This is a genomic window from Mycetocola sp. Y719 (genome assembly GCF_056713205.1).
In genome coordinates, this window is the sequence record NZ_JBWYGY010000001.1 from 949,179 (window position 1) to 962,576 (window position 13,398).

At 66.8% G+C, this 13,398-nt stretch carries 15 protein-coding genes and 1 other RNA gene; 5 read left to right on the forward strand and 11 right to left on the reverse strand.

What is annotated here, in order from left to right:
- Positions 1 to 5 precede the first annotated feature (5 nt).
- The gene (locus tag AC1M0F_RS04405) at positions 6 to 737 is read left to right on the forward strand and encodes an alpha/beta hydrolase (RefSeq protein ID WP_480236973.1); all 732 of its coding nucleotides are present in this window, start codon (positions 6 to 8) and stop codon (positions 735 to 737) included.
- Positions 738 to 743: 6 nt separating this feature from the next.
- Here the strand turns inward: AC1M0F_RS04405 and AC1M0F_RS04410 are convergent, their stop codons facing one another.
- Positions 744 to 1,202, reverse strand: a complete 459-nt coding sequence (locus tag AC1M0F_RS04410) for a MarR family winged helix-turn-helix transcriptional regulator (RefSeq protein WP_480236974.1) — start codon at positions 1,200 to 1,202, stop codon at positions 744 to 746.
- 143 nt (positions 1,203 to 1,345) lie between these two features.
- Between AC1M0F_RS04410 and AC1M0F_RS04415 the strand changes: the two genes are divergently transcribed.
- Positions 1,346 to 2,536 carry an MFS transporter gene (locus tag AC1M0F_RS04415; protein ID WP_480236975.1) on the forward strand — a complete coding sequence of 397 codons (1,191 nt, stop codon included), beginning with the start codon at positions 1,346 to 1,348 and terminating at the stop codon, positions 2,534 to 2,536.
- A 26-nt stretch (positions 2,537 to 2,562) separates the two neighbouring features.
- On the opposite strand, the gene AC1M0F_RS04420 is transcribed toward AC1M0F_RS04415, so the two are convergent.
- Positions 2,563 to 2,850 carry a hypothetical protein gene (locus AC1M0F_RS04420; RefSeq protein ID WP_480236976.1) on the reverse strand — a complete coding sequence of 96 codons (288 nt, stop codon included), beginning with the start codon at positions 2,848 to 2,850 and terminating at the stop codon, positions 2,563 to 2,565.
- 97 nt (positions 2,851 to 2,947) lie between these two features.
- Positions 2,948 to 3,323, reverse strand: a transfer-messenger RNA (tmRNA) gene (gene ssrA, locus AC1M0F_RS04425).
- A gap of 180 nt (positions 3,324 to 3,503) precedes the next feature.
- Between ssrA and AC1M0F_RS04430 the strand changes: the two genes are divergently transcribed.
- Positions 3,504 to 4,187 carry an SIMPL domain-containing protein gene (locus AC1M0F_RS04430; RefSeq protein WP_480236977.1) on the forward strand — a complete coding sequence of 228 codons (684 nt, stop codon included), beginning with the start codon at positions 3,504 to 3,506 and terminating at the stop codon, positions 4,185 to 4,187.
- Positions 4,188 to 4,196: 9 nt separating this feature from the next.
- Here AC1M0F_RS04430 and AC1M0F_RS04435 read toward each other — a convergent pair whose 3' ends face one another.
- From AC1M0F_RS04435 to prfB, 5 genes are all read right to left on the reverse strand, one after another.
- Entirely contained in the window at positions 4,197 to 4,931 is a 735-nt protein-coding gene (locus AC1M0F_RS04435; RefSeq protein WP_480236978.1) for a tyrosine-protein phosphatase, read from the reverse strand.
- Complete coding sequence (smpB, locus tag AC1M0F_RS04440; RefSeq protein WP_480236979.1) at positions 4,928 to 5,404, reverse strand: SsrA-binding protein SmpB; 477 nt, start codon at positions 5,402 to 5,404, stop codon at positions 4,928 to 4,930. Before smpB ends, AC1M0F_RS04435 begins: the two co-directional genes overlap by 4 nt.
- 112 nt (positions 5,405 to 5,516) lie before the next feature.
- Complete coding sequence (ftsX, locus tag AC1M0F_RS04445) at positions 5,517 to 6,431, reverse strand: permease-like cell division protein FtsX (RefSeq protein WP_480236980.1); 915 nt, start codon at positions 6,429 to 6,431, stop codon at positions 5,517 to 5,519.
- Positions 6,428 to 7,474 carry a cell division ATP-binding protein FtsE gene (gene ftsE, locus AC1M0F_RS04450; RefSeq protein ID WP_480236981.1) on the reverse strand — a complete coding sequence of 349 codons (1,047 nt, stop codon included), beginning with the start codon at positions 7,472 to 7,474 and terminating at the stop codon, positions 6,428 to 6,430. The genes ftsX and ftsE overlap by 4 nt, the downstream gene beginning before the upstream one ends.
- Positions 7,475 to 7,552: 78 nt before the next feature.
- Positions 7,553 to 8,662 (reverse strand): peptide chain release factor 2, encoded by a 1,110-nt coding sequence (gene prfB, locus AC1M0F_RS04455; RefSeq protein WP_480236982.1) that lies wholly within the window; start codon positions 8,660 to 8,662, stop codon positions 7,553 to 7,555.
- 61 nt (positions 8,663 to 8,723) lie between these two features.
- On the opposite strand from prfB, the gene AC1M0F_RS04460 reads away from it, so the two are divergent.
- Positions 8,724 to 9,989: an MFS transporter gene (locus tag AC1M0F_RS04460; protein ID WP_480236983.1), complete on the forward strand. Its 1,266-nt coding sequence runs from the start codon at positions 8,724 to 8,726 to the stop codon at positions 9,987 to 9,989.
- Here the strand turns inward: AC1M0F_RS04460 and AC1M0F_RS04465 are convergent.
- Positions 9,986 to 10,312: a hypothetical protein gene (locus tag AC1M0F_RS04465; protein ID WP_480236984.1), complete on the reverse strand. Its 327-nt coding sequence runs from the start codon at positions 10,310 to 10,312 to the stop codon at positions 9,986 to 9,988. The two genes, AC1M0F_RS04460 and AC1M0F_RS04465, sit on opposite strands and share 4 nt — an antisense overlap.
- Complete coding sequence (locus AC1M0F_RS04470) at positions 10,309 to 11,112, reverse strand: SDR family oxidoreductase (protein WP_480236985.1); 804 nt, start codon at positions 11,110 to 11,112, stop codon at positions 10,309 to 10,311. The genes AC1M0F_RS04465 and AC1M0F_RS04470 overlap by 4 nt, the downstream gene beginning before the upstream one ends.
- 178 nt (positions 11,113 to 11,290) lie before the next feature.
- Here AC1M0F_RS04470 and AC1M0F_RS04475 point away from each other — a divergent pair, with 178 nt between their 5' ends.
- A complete protein-coding gene (locus AC1M0F_RS04475) occupies positions 11,291 to 11,737 on the forward strand; it encodes a hypothetical protein (RefSeq protein ID WP_480236986.1) in 447 nt (148 codons plus the stop codon).
- A gap of 32 nt (positions 11,738 to 11,769) precedes the next feature.
- Here the strand turns inward: AC1M0F_RS04475 and AC1M0F_RS04480 are convergent, their stop codons facing one another.
- Entirely contained in the window at positions 11,770 to 13,350 is a 1,581-nt protein-coding gene (locus tag AC1M0F_RS04480; protein WP_480236987.1) for a S8 family peptidase, read from the reverse strand.
- Positions 13,351 to 13,398: the final 48 nt, after the last annotated feature.

A 13,398-nucleotide genomic window follows, 5' to 3' on the forward strand; every position in this document is an offset into this window, starting at 1 on the left:
GCGGCGTGCGACGTCTGCGCACGGTGACGCTCTGGGTTCTCGCCGTCGTGCTGCTCCTCGTCGTGATCGGCCTGGTCTGGGCGCACTCGGTCATGGCCGGCGATCGTGACGCCGCCCTCGAGGCCTGGCGGAACGACGCGATCGAGATCACGTCGACCGATGCGGCGATCGTGATGGAACCGAGCGACAACGCGTCGGCGACCGGCCTGGTCTTCGTGCCAGGCGCGAAGGTCGACCCGTACGCCTACATGTACAAGCTCTCAGGAATCGTCGAAGACGGAGTGACCGTCGTCATCACCAAACCGACCCTGAACCTCGCCATCGCCGACCTGCGCCCGCTCGATGCGTTCACGTCGGCAGCCCCAGGTGTCGAGCGCTGGTTCGTGGGCGGCCACTCCCTCGGCGGAGTGAAAGCCTGCCAGTACGCTGAAGGCGGCGACACCGCCGGCGTCGTGCTTTTCGGCAGCTACTGCTCGTCCGACCTGTCGGGAAGCGGACTGCCGGTGTTGAGTTTCGTCGGCGAGAACGACGGCCTCAGCACCCCCGAGAAGGTCGAAGGCGCGGCAGGCAACCTGCCCGACGACGCCGTCACCATCGACATCCCCGGCGCGAACCATGCGGACTTCGGTGACTACGGCGTCCAGCCGGGCGACGGCGAATCCAGCGCAGACGATTCGGACGTCCGGCAGGTCATCGCAGACGAGTTCCGCGCCTGGGCCGACTCCCCCATCGGCTGACGAAGATCAGGCGGGCTGTGGGGACCGCAGGAGACCGGGCAGGGCGTCGACGAGTGGCGCCAGCTCCGGGAGCGCGGATGCCTCACCGAGCGCGCGTTCCAGCGCCTCGTTGTAGACGGGTCGGGCCTGTGAGAGCAGATCGGCGCCCGGGGGCGTGAGCTCGGTATAGATGCCACGCCGGTCGTCGGCGCAGAGGATGCGGGTGAGCAGGTTCCGGTCTTCGAGCCGGTTCACGAGCCGAGTCGTCGCACTCGGGCTGAGCGCGGTCGCGCGGGCCAGTTGCTGCATCCGCATGTGCCAGCCCTGCTGGCGGCTGAGCGCGTCGAGCACGGTGTACTCCACGGCCGACAGTGACACTGCCGACTGCAACGCGCGTTCGAGTTCGGCCTCGACGAGACCGTGCAGCGCAGCGAGCGTTCGCCATCCCTGCGTCCGCACCTCTACGGCATCGTCTTCGATACTCATGGACCCTCCATCGATTCGCTCCGACCTGCAACACAATTAGTTGCTTGCGCTGGTTAGTTGCGTATGCAATGATTTATCCCGCGCCTGCAAATAACAGCGTACGCGTCATTCAAGCGTAAGTACAGATCGGGAGACACATCCTCATGCCCATCGGCCTCATCGCCCTCGCCATCGGCGGATTCGGGATCGGACTCACGGAGTTCGTCATCATGGGGCTTTTGCCCGACGTGGCACGAGACTTCCAGGTCACCGAAGCGGCGGCCGGCTGGCTGATCACTGGCTACGCGCTCAGCGTGGTCGTCGGCGCGCTTTTCCTCACCGCCGCCGTGACCCGCTTCCCCCGCAAACACGTGCTCGTCGGCCTGATGGTCCTGTTCATCGCCGGGAACCTGCTCTCGGCCCTCGCCTCCGACTACCCGAGCATGATGATCGGGCGGATCGTCGCGGCCCTCTGCCACGGGGCCTTCTTCGGAATCGGATCGGTCGTCGCGGCGAGCATGGTCGAGAAGAACAAGCAGGCAGGCGCCATCGCGATCATGTTCACCGGCCTGACCGCCGCGAATGTGCTCGGCGTCCCGTTCGGCACGTTCCTCGGGCAGACCTTCGGCTGGCGTTCGACGTTCTGGGCCATCACCGCCATCGGGATCGTCGCCCTCATCGGCCTGGTGACCCTCGTTCCGAACGTTCGCTCCCATGGATCGACAAGCCTCAGGAGTGAACTGGGCGCATTCCGGTCCGGCCAGGTGTGGCTGTCGATCCTCGTCACCGTCTTCGGGTTCGGCGGTATGTTCGGCGCGTTCACCTACATCGCGTTCACGCTCACCGAGGTGAGCGGGTTCCCCGCCGGCGCCGTGCCGTGGCTTCTCGTCCTGTTCGGAGTCGGGCTCTTCCTCGGGAACGTGCTCGGCGGCAAGGCCGCTGACCGTGCCCTGGACCGGACACTCATCGTCATCCTCGCGGGCCTGGTCGTCGTCCTCGCGGTCTTCGCGCTGACGGCGCAGAACCCGGTGGTCACCATCGTGTCGCTGCTGTTCATGGGCGGATTCGGCTTCGCGACGGTTCCCGGGCTGCAGATGCGGGTCATGCGGTACGCCAGCAACGCACCGACCCTCGCCTCGAGCGCCAACATCGGGGCGTTCAACCTCGGGAATGCTCTGGGCGCCTGGCTGGGTGGACTGACGATCTCTGCCGGCCTCGGCTACACGTCGTCGATCTGGGCAGGGACGGCGCTCACCGTCGTCGCACTCCTCGTGATGATCGTCGCGGCGGTGACGGCGAAACGCACGACGTCACGCACCTCAGAGACGTTCGCGCCGCCGGTCCTGCAGCACTGACATCTTTCGGCGTCGCTCCGCGAGAGTCAGCGTGGGGCGGATGCCAGCCGGCCCGGCCCGAACGGCAGCAGCGGAGGCACGTACACGAGCGGAGCAGGAGACCCGGCTGCGATGGTGATCTCGGCCGCGCCGAACCGCCACAGCCGGTTGAACAGGAACACGGTCACCTCTGTGGGACCATCCGCCGAGACCTGCCAGGTGCCAGTCCCCCACTGGGCGGGCTGGCCGCGGCCGTTGAACACGACGGTTGGCTTGGGGAACCAGCCGATGCGGGGTTTTCGCAGGGTGAGCTCGAGCCGTTCGCAGTCCGCCATGGTCCCAGCTAACCACGGATCGCCGGAAGCGCCGGCACGCAAAAAGGCCGCCCAGTGGGCGGCCTTTCGGCGTTCAACATCGCGTGACGGCAACAGATGGTGGAGATGCGGGGAATTGAACCCCGGTCCACTGCTGTGGTCGTGTGCCTTCTACGGGTGTATCCAGTGCAGGCGTTCTACTCGGCTCCGGAATTTGCCACTGGCACCTAATCCGACGAGCCCAGCCCCAGTTTGAGTCCCTCTACGCCCTGAGACGAAACGTAGAAGCAATCTCTCTAAATGGCGCCAGGGTCCGGGTAGAGAGCATTCCCGGCCTGACGGACTTCTTTAGTGCGCTCGCTTAGGCAGCGAGGGCGAAGTCAGTGCGCTTTGAATTGGCACTTATTGTTTTCCAGAGATCGTTAACGAGATAACCCTGGATCCTCGACCCGCTTCTCACAGTTGCGCAGGCAATGTCGAAACCGATCATCCCCATGCACACTCCGTGGAGTGAGTTGCTGTCACGCGCTGTGAAATTGCCAAACCGGATGAACCGGCTTCTTCTGGTGCCTTTCGGCCCAGCTTTTCAGTATACGCGTTCCCGGGGCGCTCTGCCAGAACGGGTGAGGCCGAGCGCTCTGGGCAGCACCGGCCGCGGCCTGTAGTGTCGCTGCATGACTGAGAAATCCGAGGCCGGTGGGGTCGTCATTTCCGTGCGCGGCGTCGCGTTCGCCGAGACAGGCGCAGAACGGGCGACCGTTGGTCTGACCATCGGGTTCGATGGGGCGGAACGAACCGACGTCCGCGCGCGGTCCACCCGCGCGCTGGCCGAGTGCATCGACTCGATCACACGTCTGCACGACAGCGTCGACGGACCTCTCGTCGAGTGGACAAGCGACGACGTGCAGGTCTGGGCCGACCGTCCATGGAGCAACGAAGGCATCCAGCTCCCCCTCGTCCACCACTCCCGCGCCACAGTATCCGCAACCTTCGTCGACTTCGTCCAGCTGAGTCTGTGGCTGGAAGAGACCGCGAACCGCGACGGTGTCACGGTGGGCGGGATCGCCTGGACGGTGACGGACCTCACGCGGCGCGAGCTCGAGGCACGCGCACAACGGGATGCCGTCGCGCACGCGCTCGACAAGGCATCCGTCTACGCGGCGTCGCTCGGTCTCAGCACGGTGGCTCCGCTCGAACTCTCCGAGCCGACGGTCTTCGCCCAGCCGTTCGGGCGCCAGGAGGATGCACGGATGTTCGCGCTGGCAGCAGGGGCGCCTGTGGACTTCACCCCGGCTCCGGTCCGCGTGGACGTCGAGGTCCACCTGAGGTGTACGGCACGGGGAGACGCCCCGAGCTGACCCGTGCGGTCAGGCGCTATCGATCAGGGAGGCGTGCAGCAGCTCGAGGTCGTGCATGCTCAGCCCCGAGCGGAGCAGGTATTGGCGAACCGACCCGTACTCCTCGTCGATCTCGTCGAGCACGGCATCGAGCACCTCCGCCGGGCTCCCGCCCATGAGCACGCGAAGTTCAGGTGTCTCGACTCCCCCGTGTTCGACGATGAGCTCGATCATCCCCTCGAGCCATTCGCCGCTGAGGTTCGCCTCCGACCTGGCGTAGTCGTCGACGACGAGCCGTCGGTCCACGCCGACCGCGAGCAGCGCGAGCGCGACGACGATGCCGGTGCGGTCCTTGCCCGCGGTGCAGTGCACGAGAACTCCGGTGCTCGCGTTCGCGATTTCGCGCAGGGCGCGCACGACGACGCCCGCGTGCTGGGTGACGATCTTTGTGTACAGCACAGGGAGGCTCACCGCCGCGCTCCCCTGCGACGCGCCAGACCCCTCGAACACCGGGAGCCGGACCACTGTCACATCCAGCCCGTCGAGATCGTCCGGCATGATCTGGGCCTCGAAGTCGTCCCGCAGGTCGACGACGACCCCGACTCCGAGTTCACGCAGGTGGCGTTTGCCGTCCGGTCCGAGCCGGTACAGGCCGTCTGAGCGGAGCAACCGTCCGGATCTCACGCGGCCATCCACCGCCGGATACCCGCCGACGTCGCGCAGGTTGTACGTGCCGTTCACGGCGATCCGGCGTGAAGTCGTCATTCGCCCAGGTGGTTCTTCGCAGAGATCGCCCGCGCAGCTTCACGGGTCGCTTCGCGCTCGCGCAGTGTCTGGCGCTTGTCGTACTCGCGCTTGCCCTTGGCGATGGCGATCTCGACTTTTGCCTTGCCGTCGCTGAAGTACAGCTGCAGCGGGATGATCGTGTACCCGCCAGGAGCGACCTTGTGACTGATCTTGAGGATCTGGGCCTTGTGCAGCAGCAGCTTGCGCTTGCGCCTCGGCGGGTGGTTGTTCCAGTTGCCGCCGGAGTACTCAGGGATGTGCACGGCATCGAGCCAAGCTTCCCCGCCCTCGATGAACGCGTACCCGTCGACGAGAGATGCCCGGCCGGCGCGCAGCGACTTCACCTCGGTTCCTGTGAGGACGAGCCCCGCCTCGAAGGTGTCTTCAATCAGGTAGTCGTGGCGCGCTTTGCGATTGGTGGCCACGACATTTTGACCACGTTCTCTGGGCACGGTTCACTCCGACAGTCGATGCGCGGCGGGGTGCCGCTGGATGCTTGCCGCACCGGTCGCGCGACAGCCCATTAGTCTAACAACACGAAGGATGCCGGTTGGCCGGTCCCGGCTAGATCTTCAGGTACCGCTTGATCGCGAAGTTGGCCGACAGCGCCGCGAGCACCATCCCGAGGAGGATGAGGAGCGGAACGACCACGAACGCGTCGGAGACGTCGACGAAGCTGACGAACGGCATCCGCGGGGCAAGGTAACCGGCGATGAAGTAGTGCACGATCCCGACGACGGCCGCGCCGGCGAGGACCGAGCCGATCACCGCCGAGAACACGCCCTCGAGGATGAACGGCGTCTGGATGAACCGGTTCGACGCACCGACGAGGCGCATGATCCCGATCTCCTTGCGTCTCGAGTACGCGGACAGCCTGATCGTCGTGGCGATGAGCAGCACGGCGGCGACGAGCATCAGCCCGGCAATGCCGATGGCCGTGTAACTGGCCACGTTGAGCACCTGGAAGATGGCGTCGAGGTATTGGCGCTGGTCGGTCACCTCTTCCACGCCTGCGGTGCTGGAGAACGCTTCGACGAGGACCTCGGACTGGGACGGGTCGTTGAGGTTGACCCAGTAGGTCTCGTTGAGCTGCTCGGGGACGACGAGGGCAGCGAGTTCGTTGCCCTCGAACTGTTCCTGGAAGTTCTCGTAGGCGAGCTGGTGGTCCTCGAAGTAGAACTCATCGATGAACGGCGCCAGGGTCTCCCCCTCGAGTTGCGCGGTGATGCTGGCCTTCTGGTCGTCGGATGCCGCTCCGCCGGTGCACGTCTCGGCCGGCGAATCAGCGGTGCAGAGATAGATCGCCACCTGCGCGCGGTCGTACCAGTAGTTCTTCATCTGGCCGATCTGCATCTGCAGCAGGACGGCCGTGCCGACGAAGGTCAGCGAGATGAAGGTCACGAGGATGACAGAGATCACCATGGACACGTTGCGGCGGAGGCCGGTGCTGGCCTCCTGCCAGATCAGTGAGAGCCTCATTTGACGGGCCCCACACTCTGCTCGTCGTCACTGTCCGGTTTGTCGGCGGCCCGCAATCCGAGTCGCTCAGCGAGCGACAGGTGGTCGGTGACGGCGCTGAGGTCGTCGGCGTCCGACCGAGGGAGGTTGATCGCCCCGGTCGCTGCGGCCGGGGTCACCCGGTCGGTCTCACCGGTGTCGCCGTGGGCATGCAGGGTCCTGCGCTGTGCTGGCGTGGTTTCGGGTGCTGGGGTGTTGATGAGAATCTGGTGTGCCTCTGTCTCGGCGTCGGCCTGGGCGGTCGCTTCTGCGACCTCCTGGCGGGCGGCCTTGGCCGACTGGCCCTTGGCCACGGCGGGCTTGAGTTCAGGAACGATCCCGGTGGTGCCGTATCCGCCTTCGCGCTCATCGCGCACGATCACGCCGTCGACGAGTTCGATCACGCGGCGCTGCATCTTGTCGACGATGCCGGCCTCGTGGGTCGCCATGAGCACGGTCGTTCCTCCGGCGTTGATCCGTTCGAGGATCTGCATGATGCCTGCGCTCGTCGCGGGGTCGAGGTTTCCGGTCGGCTCGTCGGCGAGGAGGATCTGCGGCTTGTTCACCACTGCGCGGGCGATCGCCACACGCTGCTGCTCACCACCGGAGAGTTCGTGGGGCAGGCGGTCGGCCTTGTTCTCCAGTCCGACCATCTTCAGCACGTCGGGCACGGCTTCCTGCACGTAACCGCGTGACTTGCCGATGACCTGGAGGGTGAACGCCACGTTCTGGAAGACCGTCTTGTTCGGCAGCAGGCGGAAGTCCTGGAAGACGACGCCGAGGTTGCGGCGGAAGTAGGGGATCTTCCGGCTGGAGATCGACCCGAGGTCGTTCCCGAGGACGAAGATCGACCCCTTGGACGGCTTCTCCTCCTTGAGGATCAGGCGCAGGCAACTCGACTTTCCGGAGCCGGACGCACCGACGAGGAAGACGAACTCTCCCCTGGCGATCTCCAGGTCCATCTCGTTGATCGCCGGACGCTTGGTGCCGGAGTATTTCTTCGTGACGTTCTCAAACCGAATCATGACGATTCGAGCCTAGGCAGGCTTCGGCTCAATGCCGACGTGACACGCCTACGCCCTCCGGGTTGCCGGGCTCGCCGGTCAGTCGTCAGTCGGCTGTTTGCGCCAGCGGATGCCTGCGGCGATGAATCCGTCGATGTCACCGTCGAAAACGTTCTGTGGGTTGTTGACCTCGTGGTCGGTGCGCAGGTCCTTGACCATCTGGTACGGCGCGAGAACGTACGAACGCATCTGGTCGCCCCAGCTCGCCGTGATGTTGCCGGCGAGTTCCTTCTTCTTCGCGTTCTCCTGCTCACGCTGGACGAGGAGGAGCCGCGACTTGAGCACGCGCATGGCTGCTGCGCGGTTCTGGATCTGGCTCTTCTCGTTCTGGCAGCTCACGACGATGCCGGTCGGGAGGTGGGTGATGCGCACGGCGGAGTCCGTCGTGTTGACGGACTGGCCACCGGGGCCGGAGGAACGGAACACATCGACGCGGATGTCGTTGTCTGGGATGTCGACCTCTTCGGTCTCCGCCATCAGCGGGACCACTTCGACCGCGGCGAAACTCGTCTGACGCTTGCCGGCCGAGTTGAACGGGCTCATCCGCACCAGGCGGTGGGTTCCGGCCTCGACGCTCAGCGTGCCGAAGGCGTACGGCGAATCGATCTCGAACGTGGCGGACTTGATGCCGGCCTCTTCGGCGTAGCTCGTGTCGAGCACCGTGGCCTTGTACTTGTGCTGTTCGGCCCAGCGCAGGTACATCCGGAACAGCATGTCGGCGAAGTCGGCGGCGTCGACGCCACCTGCTCCTGCACGGATGGTGACGACGGCGGGCAGCGGGTCGTACTCACCGTTCAGCAGCGTCTGCACCTCGAGGTCGCCGATCTGCTTCTGCAGGTCGAGGAGTTCGGTGCGGGCTTCAGCTGCCGATTCTTCGTCGCCCTCGGCGATGGCCAGGCCGACGAGCACCTCGAGGTCGTCGAGCTGGTTCTCGATGGCGGTGATGCGCGCGAGCTCGGACTGCCGGTGGCTTAGGGCGCTCGTGATCTTCTGCGCCTTGTCGGTGTCGTCCCACAGATCGGGCACACCGGCCTGTTCGCTCAGGTCGGCGATCTCGGCCCGGAGCCGGTCGAGTCCGACGACTTCACGGATGTCGGCGAAGGTGGTGCGAATGGCCGCGATCTGGTCGTTCAGGTCTAGATCTAACATGTCGCACCCAGCCTACCTTCCGGCGGCTCTCCCCGGTCGGCCGCCATAGACTCGAATCACCATGACAGACGGCACCCCGGCATTCAGCATCCGCTCCGTGGCCACCGGGGTCTTTCTCCCGACGCTGTTGTTCTCGATCGGTGAGGGCGCGTTGATCCCCCTCATTCCGATCGCCGCAACGAGCCTCGGCGCCAGCCTTGCCATCGCCGGGGTCATCGCCGGGATGCTCATGATCGGCGAGCTCGTCGGCGACATCCCGAGCGGATGGCTGGTCAGCCGGGTCGGCGAGCGTCCCTCCATGATCGGGGCCGCCCTGCTCTCGATCGTTGCCGTCCTCGGGGCCGTCCTCTCCCCCAACGCCTGGCTGCTCGGCGCCTCGATCTTCGTGCTCGGGCTCTCGACAGCCGTGTTCGCGCTGGCCAGGCACGCGTTCATGACGAGCTACGTGCCGCTGCAGTACCGGGCGCGGGCCCTGTCGACTCTCGGCGGCGTGTTCCGCGCCGGTCTGTTCATCGGCCCGCTCATCTCCGTCCCGGTGATCCACTTCACCGGAGGAGCGCAGGGCGCGTTCTGGATCATGGTGGTGTCGTGCCTCGCCGCCGTCCTGATCCTCGTGCTGCTCCCGGATCCGGAGTCCATGTTCGGCTCAGTGGCCCAGGCCCGGCGCAACGGGCACACCCACACCGCCGGCCAGGACCTGGCCGCTGAGGAGTCCCACGGCCTGTTCCGCACTCTCTGGATGTTTCGGGGCGTGCTGGCACGGATGGGGTCGGGGGCCGCTCTGATCGGCGGCATGCGGGCCGCGCGCACGCTGATTCTGCCGCTGTGGGCGGTGAGCCTTGGCGTCAGTGAGGCCAACACCGCCCTCATCATCGGACTCGCTGGCGCCGTCGACTTTGCGCTGTTCTACGTCAGCGGCCAGGTGATGGACCGGTTCGGTCGCCTCTGGAGTGCCGTGCCGTCGACGATCGGCCTCAGCCTCGGGATGCTGCTGCTCGCCTTCACCCATGACCGGCCGGACGCCGTGGTCTGGTTCATCGTCGCAGCCGGCGTGCTCTCCGTCGCCAACGGACTGGGCAGCGGCATCCTGATGACGCTCGGAGCCGACCTCGCTCCCCCGGCGCATCCGGCCCCGTTCCTCGGGGCGTGGCGGTTCACCGGTGACGCGGGTTCGGCGACGGCGCCGCTCGTCGTCGCCGGGCTGACCGCCCTCCTGTCGCTGTCGTTCGCGGCTGGGGCGGTCGGAGTGATCGGGGCGATCGGGGCCTGGCACCTCGCCCGGATGATCCCCCGCTATATCCCCGGTCGGCCGAAACAGGCGGTCTAACGCAACGACCCCCACGCTGACCCGCTGATGACGACGACGCAGATCAGCGTGACGACAGCGATGGCGCCGAAGACGCTGGCCATTGCCAGGAGCCGCTTCCGCCCGGCCGGGACGGCGAAGCGGACGACGAGCAGGGTCAGGTAGAGGCAGATGACGACAGTAAGCCCGATCCAGGCGACGACCGGTTCCAGCGCGACAAGGCCGAACAGCACCGCGACGCAGATCCCCGTGAGGAAGGCGCCGAGCACCAGCCAGACCAGTCCGGTCGATGTGGTCAGCGCGGGCTGGTTGCGTACCCCGGTCGGATCCGGAAGGTCAGTCATTTCTGCTCCGCTCGCCAATCGTCGCTCGTGATGTGGGAACCGCCCTGCGGCCCCATCTGCAGCATCCCGCCGTCGACCGCCCAGGATGCACCTGTCACATAACTGGACTGGGCGGATGCGAGGAAGGCGATCACCGCGGCGACCTCACGGGCGTCGCCCGGTCGGCCGAGCGGAACTCCCGGTCGGTGGTGGTCGTGCGGGTCTTCGTCCTCCTGGCCGGTCATCCCGGTGGAGATTTCGCCTGGGGCGACCGAGTTGGCCGTGATCCCGAACTCGCCGAGTTCGAGGGCGAGAGTCTTGATCAGACCGCCGAGCCCGTGCTTCGCCGCGTCGTAGGCGCTCGAGGCGTATCGCGGCTGGTGTTCGTGCACGCTCGTCGTGGCGATGATCCGTCCGCCGGCCCCTGCGTCGACCATCCGTCTGGCAGCGCGCTGGATGCACACGAAGGCGCCGTCGAGGTCGGCCGCGACGGTGTGGCGCCACTGCTCGAGGGTCATCCCGAGGAACGGGACGTTGTCACCGAGACCGGCGTTGTTCACGAAGACGTCGATGCCGCCGAGGTCGTCGCAGAGCGCGTCGATGACGTCGCCACAACGCTCCAGGTCGGTGGTGTCGAGATGGGAGACGACCGCGTTCCTGCCGCGCGCGCGGACCTCTGCGGCCGTCCTGTGCGCTCCCTCTTCGTTGCTGCTCCAGGTGACCCCGACGTCCATCCCGGCTTCGGCGAGCGCAACCGCGGTCGCGCGCCCGATCCCCGAACTGGAACCGGTGACGATGGCGAAGCGAGGGGTGAACGTCATGTGAGAAGCCTCCGGTGCGGTGGTTGGAATGCTCCCACCGAACACCCTCGTGCGCCTTCGTCTCAAGCCCTTGACGTCATTTCGCCCTCAGCAGGCGATGCGATGTCATCCCGCGGTCGGCGAGAGTAAGCCCGGAGGAGGACGAGGCGACCGGTGTCGGACCCGCAGCATGGAAGACATGAACAGCACACCACGACACCGCCTCCTTCCCGCCCTCGCGCTCGCCCTCCCACTGGGGATCGCCTTGTCCGGCTGCTCCGTCATCGATGAGGTCGCGCACAAGATGCGCACCGAGCACTTCGCGACGGCAGCCGAGCTCGTGGACGACTGGCAGGGCGACGCTCCGTGGTTGCCGACAGATGCCACAGACATCCGGATCCGTGAGTCGACGATCAACGACACAGCGGTGCTTCTCGCCACCAGCGACACCGATCTCGATCCGGCGGTATGCACCCAGGTCAGCCGACAGTCCGCTCCCGCCTATTCAATTGACGATGCGCCCGATGCCTACGGCACTGATCAGGTGTACGCCTGCGGTGTCTGGACCGTGATGGCGTCTGATGACGGCTGGTACGGCTGGAACCCCGGCCACCCGGACGAGCAGGCGAAGGCACCGAAGCCATAGCCCGGTCGGGGTGGCGTCCCCGACGCCGGACGTCAGCCGAAGGTTGCCGCGAACTGAGGCGAGCAGGTCTCTCGCGACGTTGGGCCGCCGGGGAACCGGTGACCTTCGTCAAGGAGAACCGAGCGGAATTCCGCATCCTCGATGAGGTGGAAGGCCAACTCGCCCTCGAACCGGTCGACGATCCGGTACAGGTCGTCGTGTGAGACGCCCAGACGTTCGGTGAGCGCTCGCTCCAGGTCCTCTTCGTCGACACTGACGAGAGCACTCAGCCGAGCCAGGGCGGACTCCGCAGGGTGGGTCGCGAGTCGGCTCGCCACGGCTTCAGGCGCAGGGAGCGGCGCGGTGAGCATGGCGGCAGCGTCGACGACCCCTGAACCGTAGGCGTTGGCATCCCAGTCCGCCGGGACGCGGGATCCCCCTGAGCCGAGCTGGTGGAGGAATGCGGCCTGGACACGTGGGCCGTACCGTTCCCTCAGCGCATCCGTCCCGTGGTGCGCGCACCAGAGGGCTGCTACGCCGGCCAGGTGGGCGACGGCGTAGGAGGTACCCGAGGACCGGAACACGTCCGCGTGCGGGGTGTCACCGGTCCAGAGATACCCGGCGACGTGCACTCCCCAGCCCGGCGCGCTCACGTCGACGGCACGGCCCCTGGACGACTCCGGCCAGGGCTGATCGTCCGGGCCGGTCGCCGCGACAGCCAGGCAGTTCGCGTACGAGGCGGGCGCGACAACGATCCGCACATTGTTGCCTGCGGCGGCCATCACGATCATCCCGGCGTCCACCGCGCGTTGGATCGCGGCACGCAGGCCGAAGAACCCCTTGCCGCCGACGCTGATCGACACCACCGGGCAGCCGGTGACCCGCGCGTGTTCGACCGCGCGCGCCACGTCACTGTCGAAGAGCTGTACGACGCTTTCCACCGCGCGGAGCGGGACCACGCGCGCCCCGGGCGCAACGCCGACGATGCCGTCTTCTTCACTCCCCTGCCCGACCATGACACTCGCTGTCGTCGTGCCGTGCCCGGGAAACGTGAGCGGCCAGGGGGAATCGCTCGGGGGCACCATCGGGTCGCGGGCGTCGTCGTCGTTGTCGATGACATCCCGGTCGGTGGCGAGATCCAGTGCCGCCCTGCCGAGATTCGGATGGAGAGTGTACCCGGTGTCCGGATGCCCGATCCGGATGCCGTTCCCTTGTCCAGGCTCGATCGCCCAGGCCTCATCGCACCGGATCGCGTCACGGGCCCAGCGCGCGGACTCGCTCCCCGGAGGGAACTCCTCGGCGACGAGCGACCGGGCGTCGTGCGGCTCACCGATGAACGCCGTCACCGGGAGGTCCGCTTCCGCCCTGCTGACCGTCCCGGTCTCGAGGATCTCCTGCACCAGGGTGTGGGCACGACGGGCGTACTCCGCAGTGCCGACCTCCTCGTCGACGTGCCCGCAGATCAGCACCATGCGGTCGTCGTCCGCCGCGAGCGGCTCGATGTTCCAGTCGCCGAGCGACCCGTTCAGCACATCAGACAGCGCATCGGGCGGGGACTGGAGCGGGTGGCGGCTCTCGACGCAGATCCGCATCTCGTGCACCCGCCGCGTCGCTGCGGCATCCGCTCTGTCCATCTGGCACTTCCGCTCCGATCGGGAACCCGCGTGGGTCGGAGCCTAGCG

Coding starts and splice junctions, on each gene's coding strand:
- AC1M0F_RS04420 (WP_480236976.1), bottom strand. CDS start 2,850: ATGGCGGACTGCGAACGGCTCGAGCTCACCCTGCGAAAACCCCGCATC.
- AC1M0F_RS04465 (WP_480236984.1), bottom strand. CDS start 10,312: ATGACTGACCTTCCGGATCCGACCGGGGTACGCAACCAGCCCGCGCTG.
- AC1M0F_RS04410 (WP_480236974.1), bottom strand. CDS start 1,202: ATGAGTATCGAAGACGATGCCGTAGAGGTGCGGACGCAGGGATGGCGA.
- AC1M0F_RS04415 (WP_480236975.1), top strand. CDS start 1,346: ATGCCCATCGGCCTCATCGCCCTCGCCATCGGCGGATTCGGGATCGGA.
- prfB (WP_480236982.1), bottom strand. CDS start 8,662: ATGTTAGATCTAGACCTGAACGACCAGATCGCGGCCATTCGCACCACC.
- AC1M0F_RS04475 (WP_480236986.1), top strand. CDS start 11,291: ATGAACAGCACACCACGACACCGCCTCCTTCCCGCCCTCGCGCTCGCC.
- AC1M0F_RS04470 (WP_480236985.1), bottom strand. CDS start 11,112: ATGACGTTCACCCCTCGCTTCGCCATCGTCACCGGTTCCAGTTCGGGG.
- ftsE (WP_480236981.1), bottom strand. CDS start 7,474: ATGATTCGGTTTGAGAACGTCACGAAGAAATACTCCGGCACCAAGCGT.
- ftsX (WP_480236980.1), bottom strand. CDS start 6,431: ATGAGGCTCTCACTGATCTGGCAGGAGGCCAGCACCGGCCTCCGCCGC.
- AC1M0F_RS04430 (WP_480236977.1), top strand. CDS start 3,504: ATGACTGAGAAATCCGAGGCCGGTGGGGTCGTCATTTCCGTGCGCGGC.
- AC1M0F_RS04435 (WP_480236978.1), bottom strand. CDS start 4,931: ATGACGACTTCACGCCGGATCGCCGTGAACGGCACGTACAACCTGCGC.
- AC1M0F_RS04460 (WP_480236983.1), top strand. CDS start 8,724: ATGACAGACGGCACCCCGGCATTCAGCATCCGCTCCGTGGCCACCGGG.
- AC1M0F_RS04480 (WP_480236987.1), bottom strand. CDS start 13,350: ATGGACAGAGCGGATGCCGCAGCGACGCGGCGGGTGCACGAGATGCGG.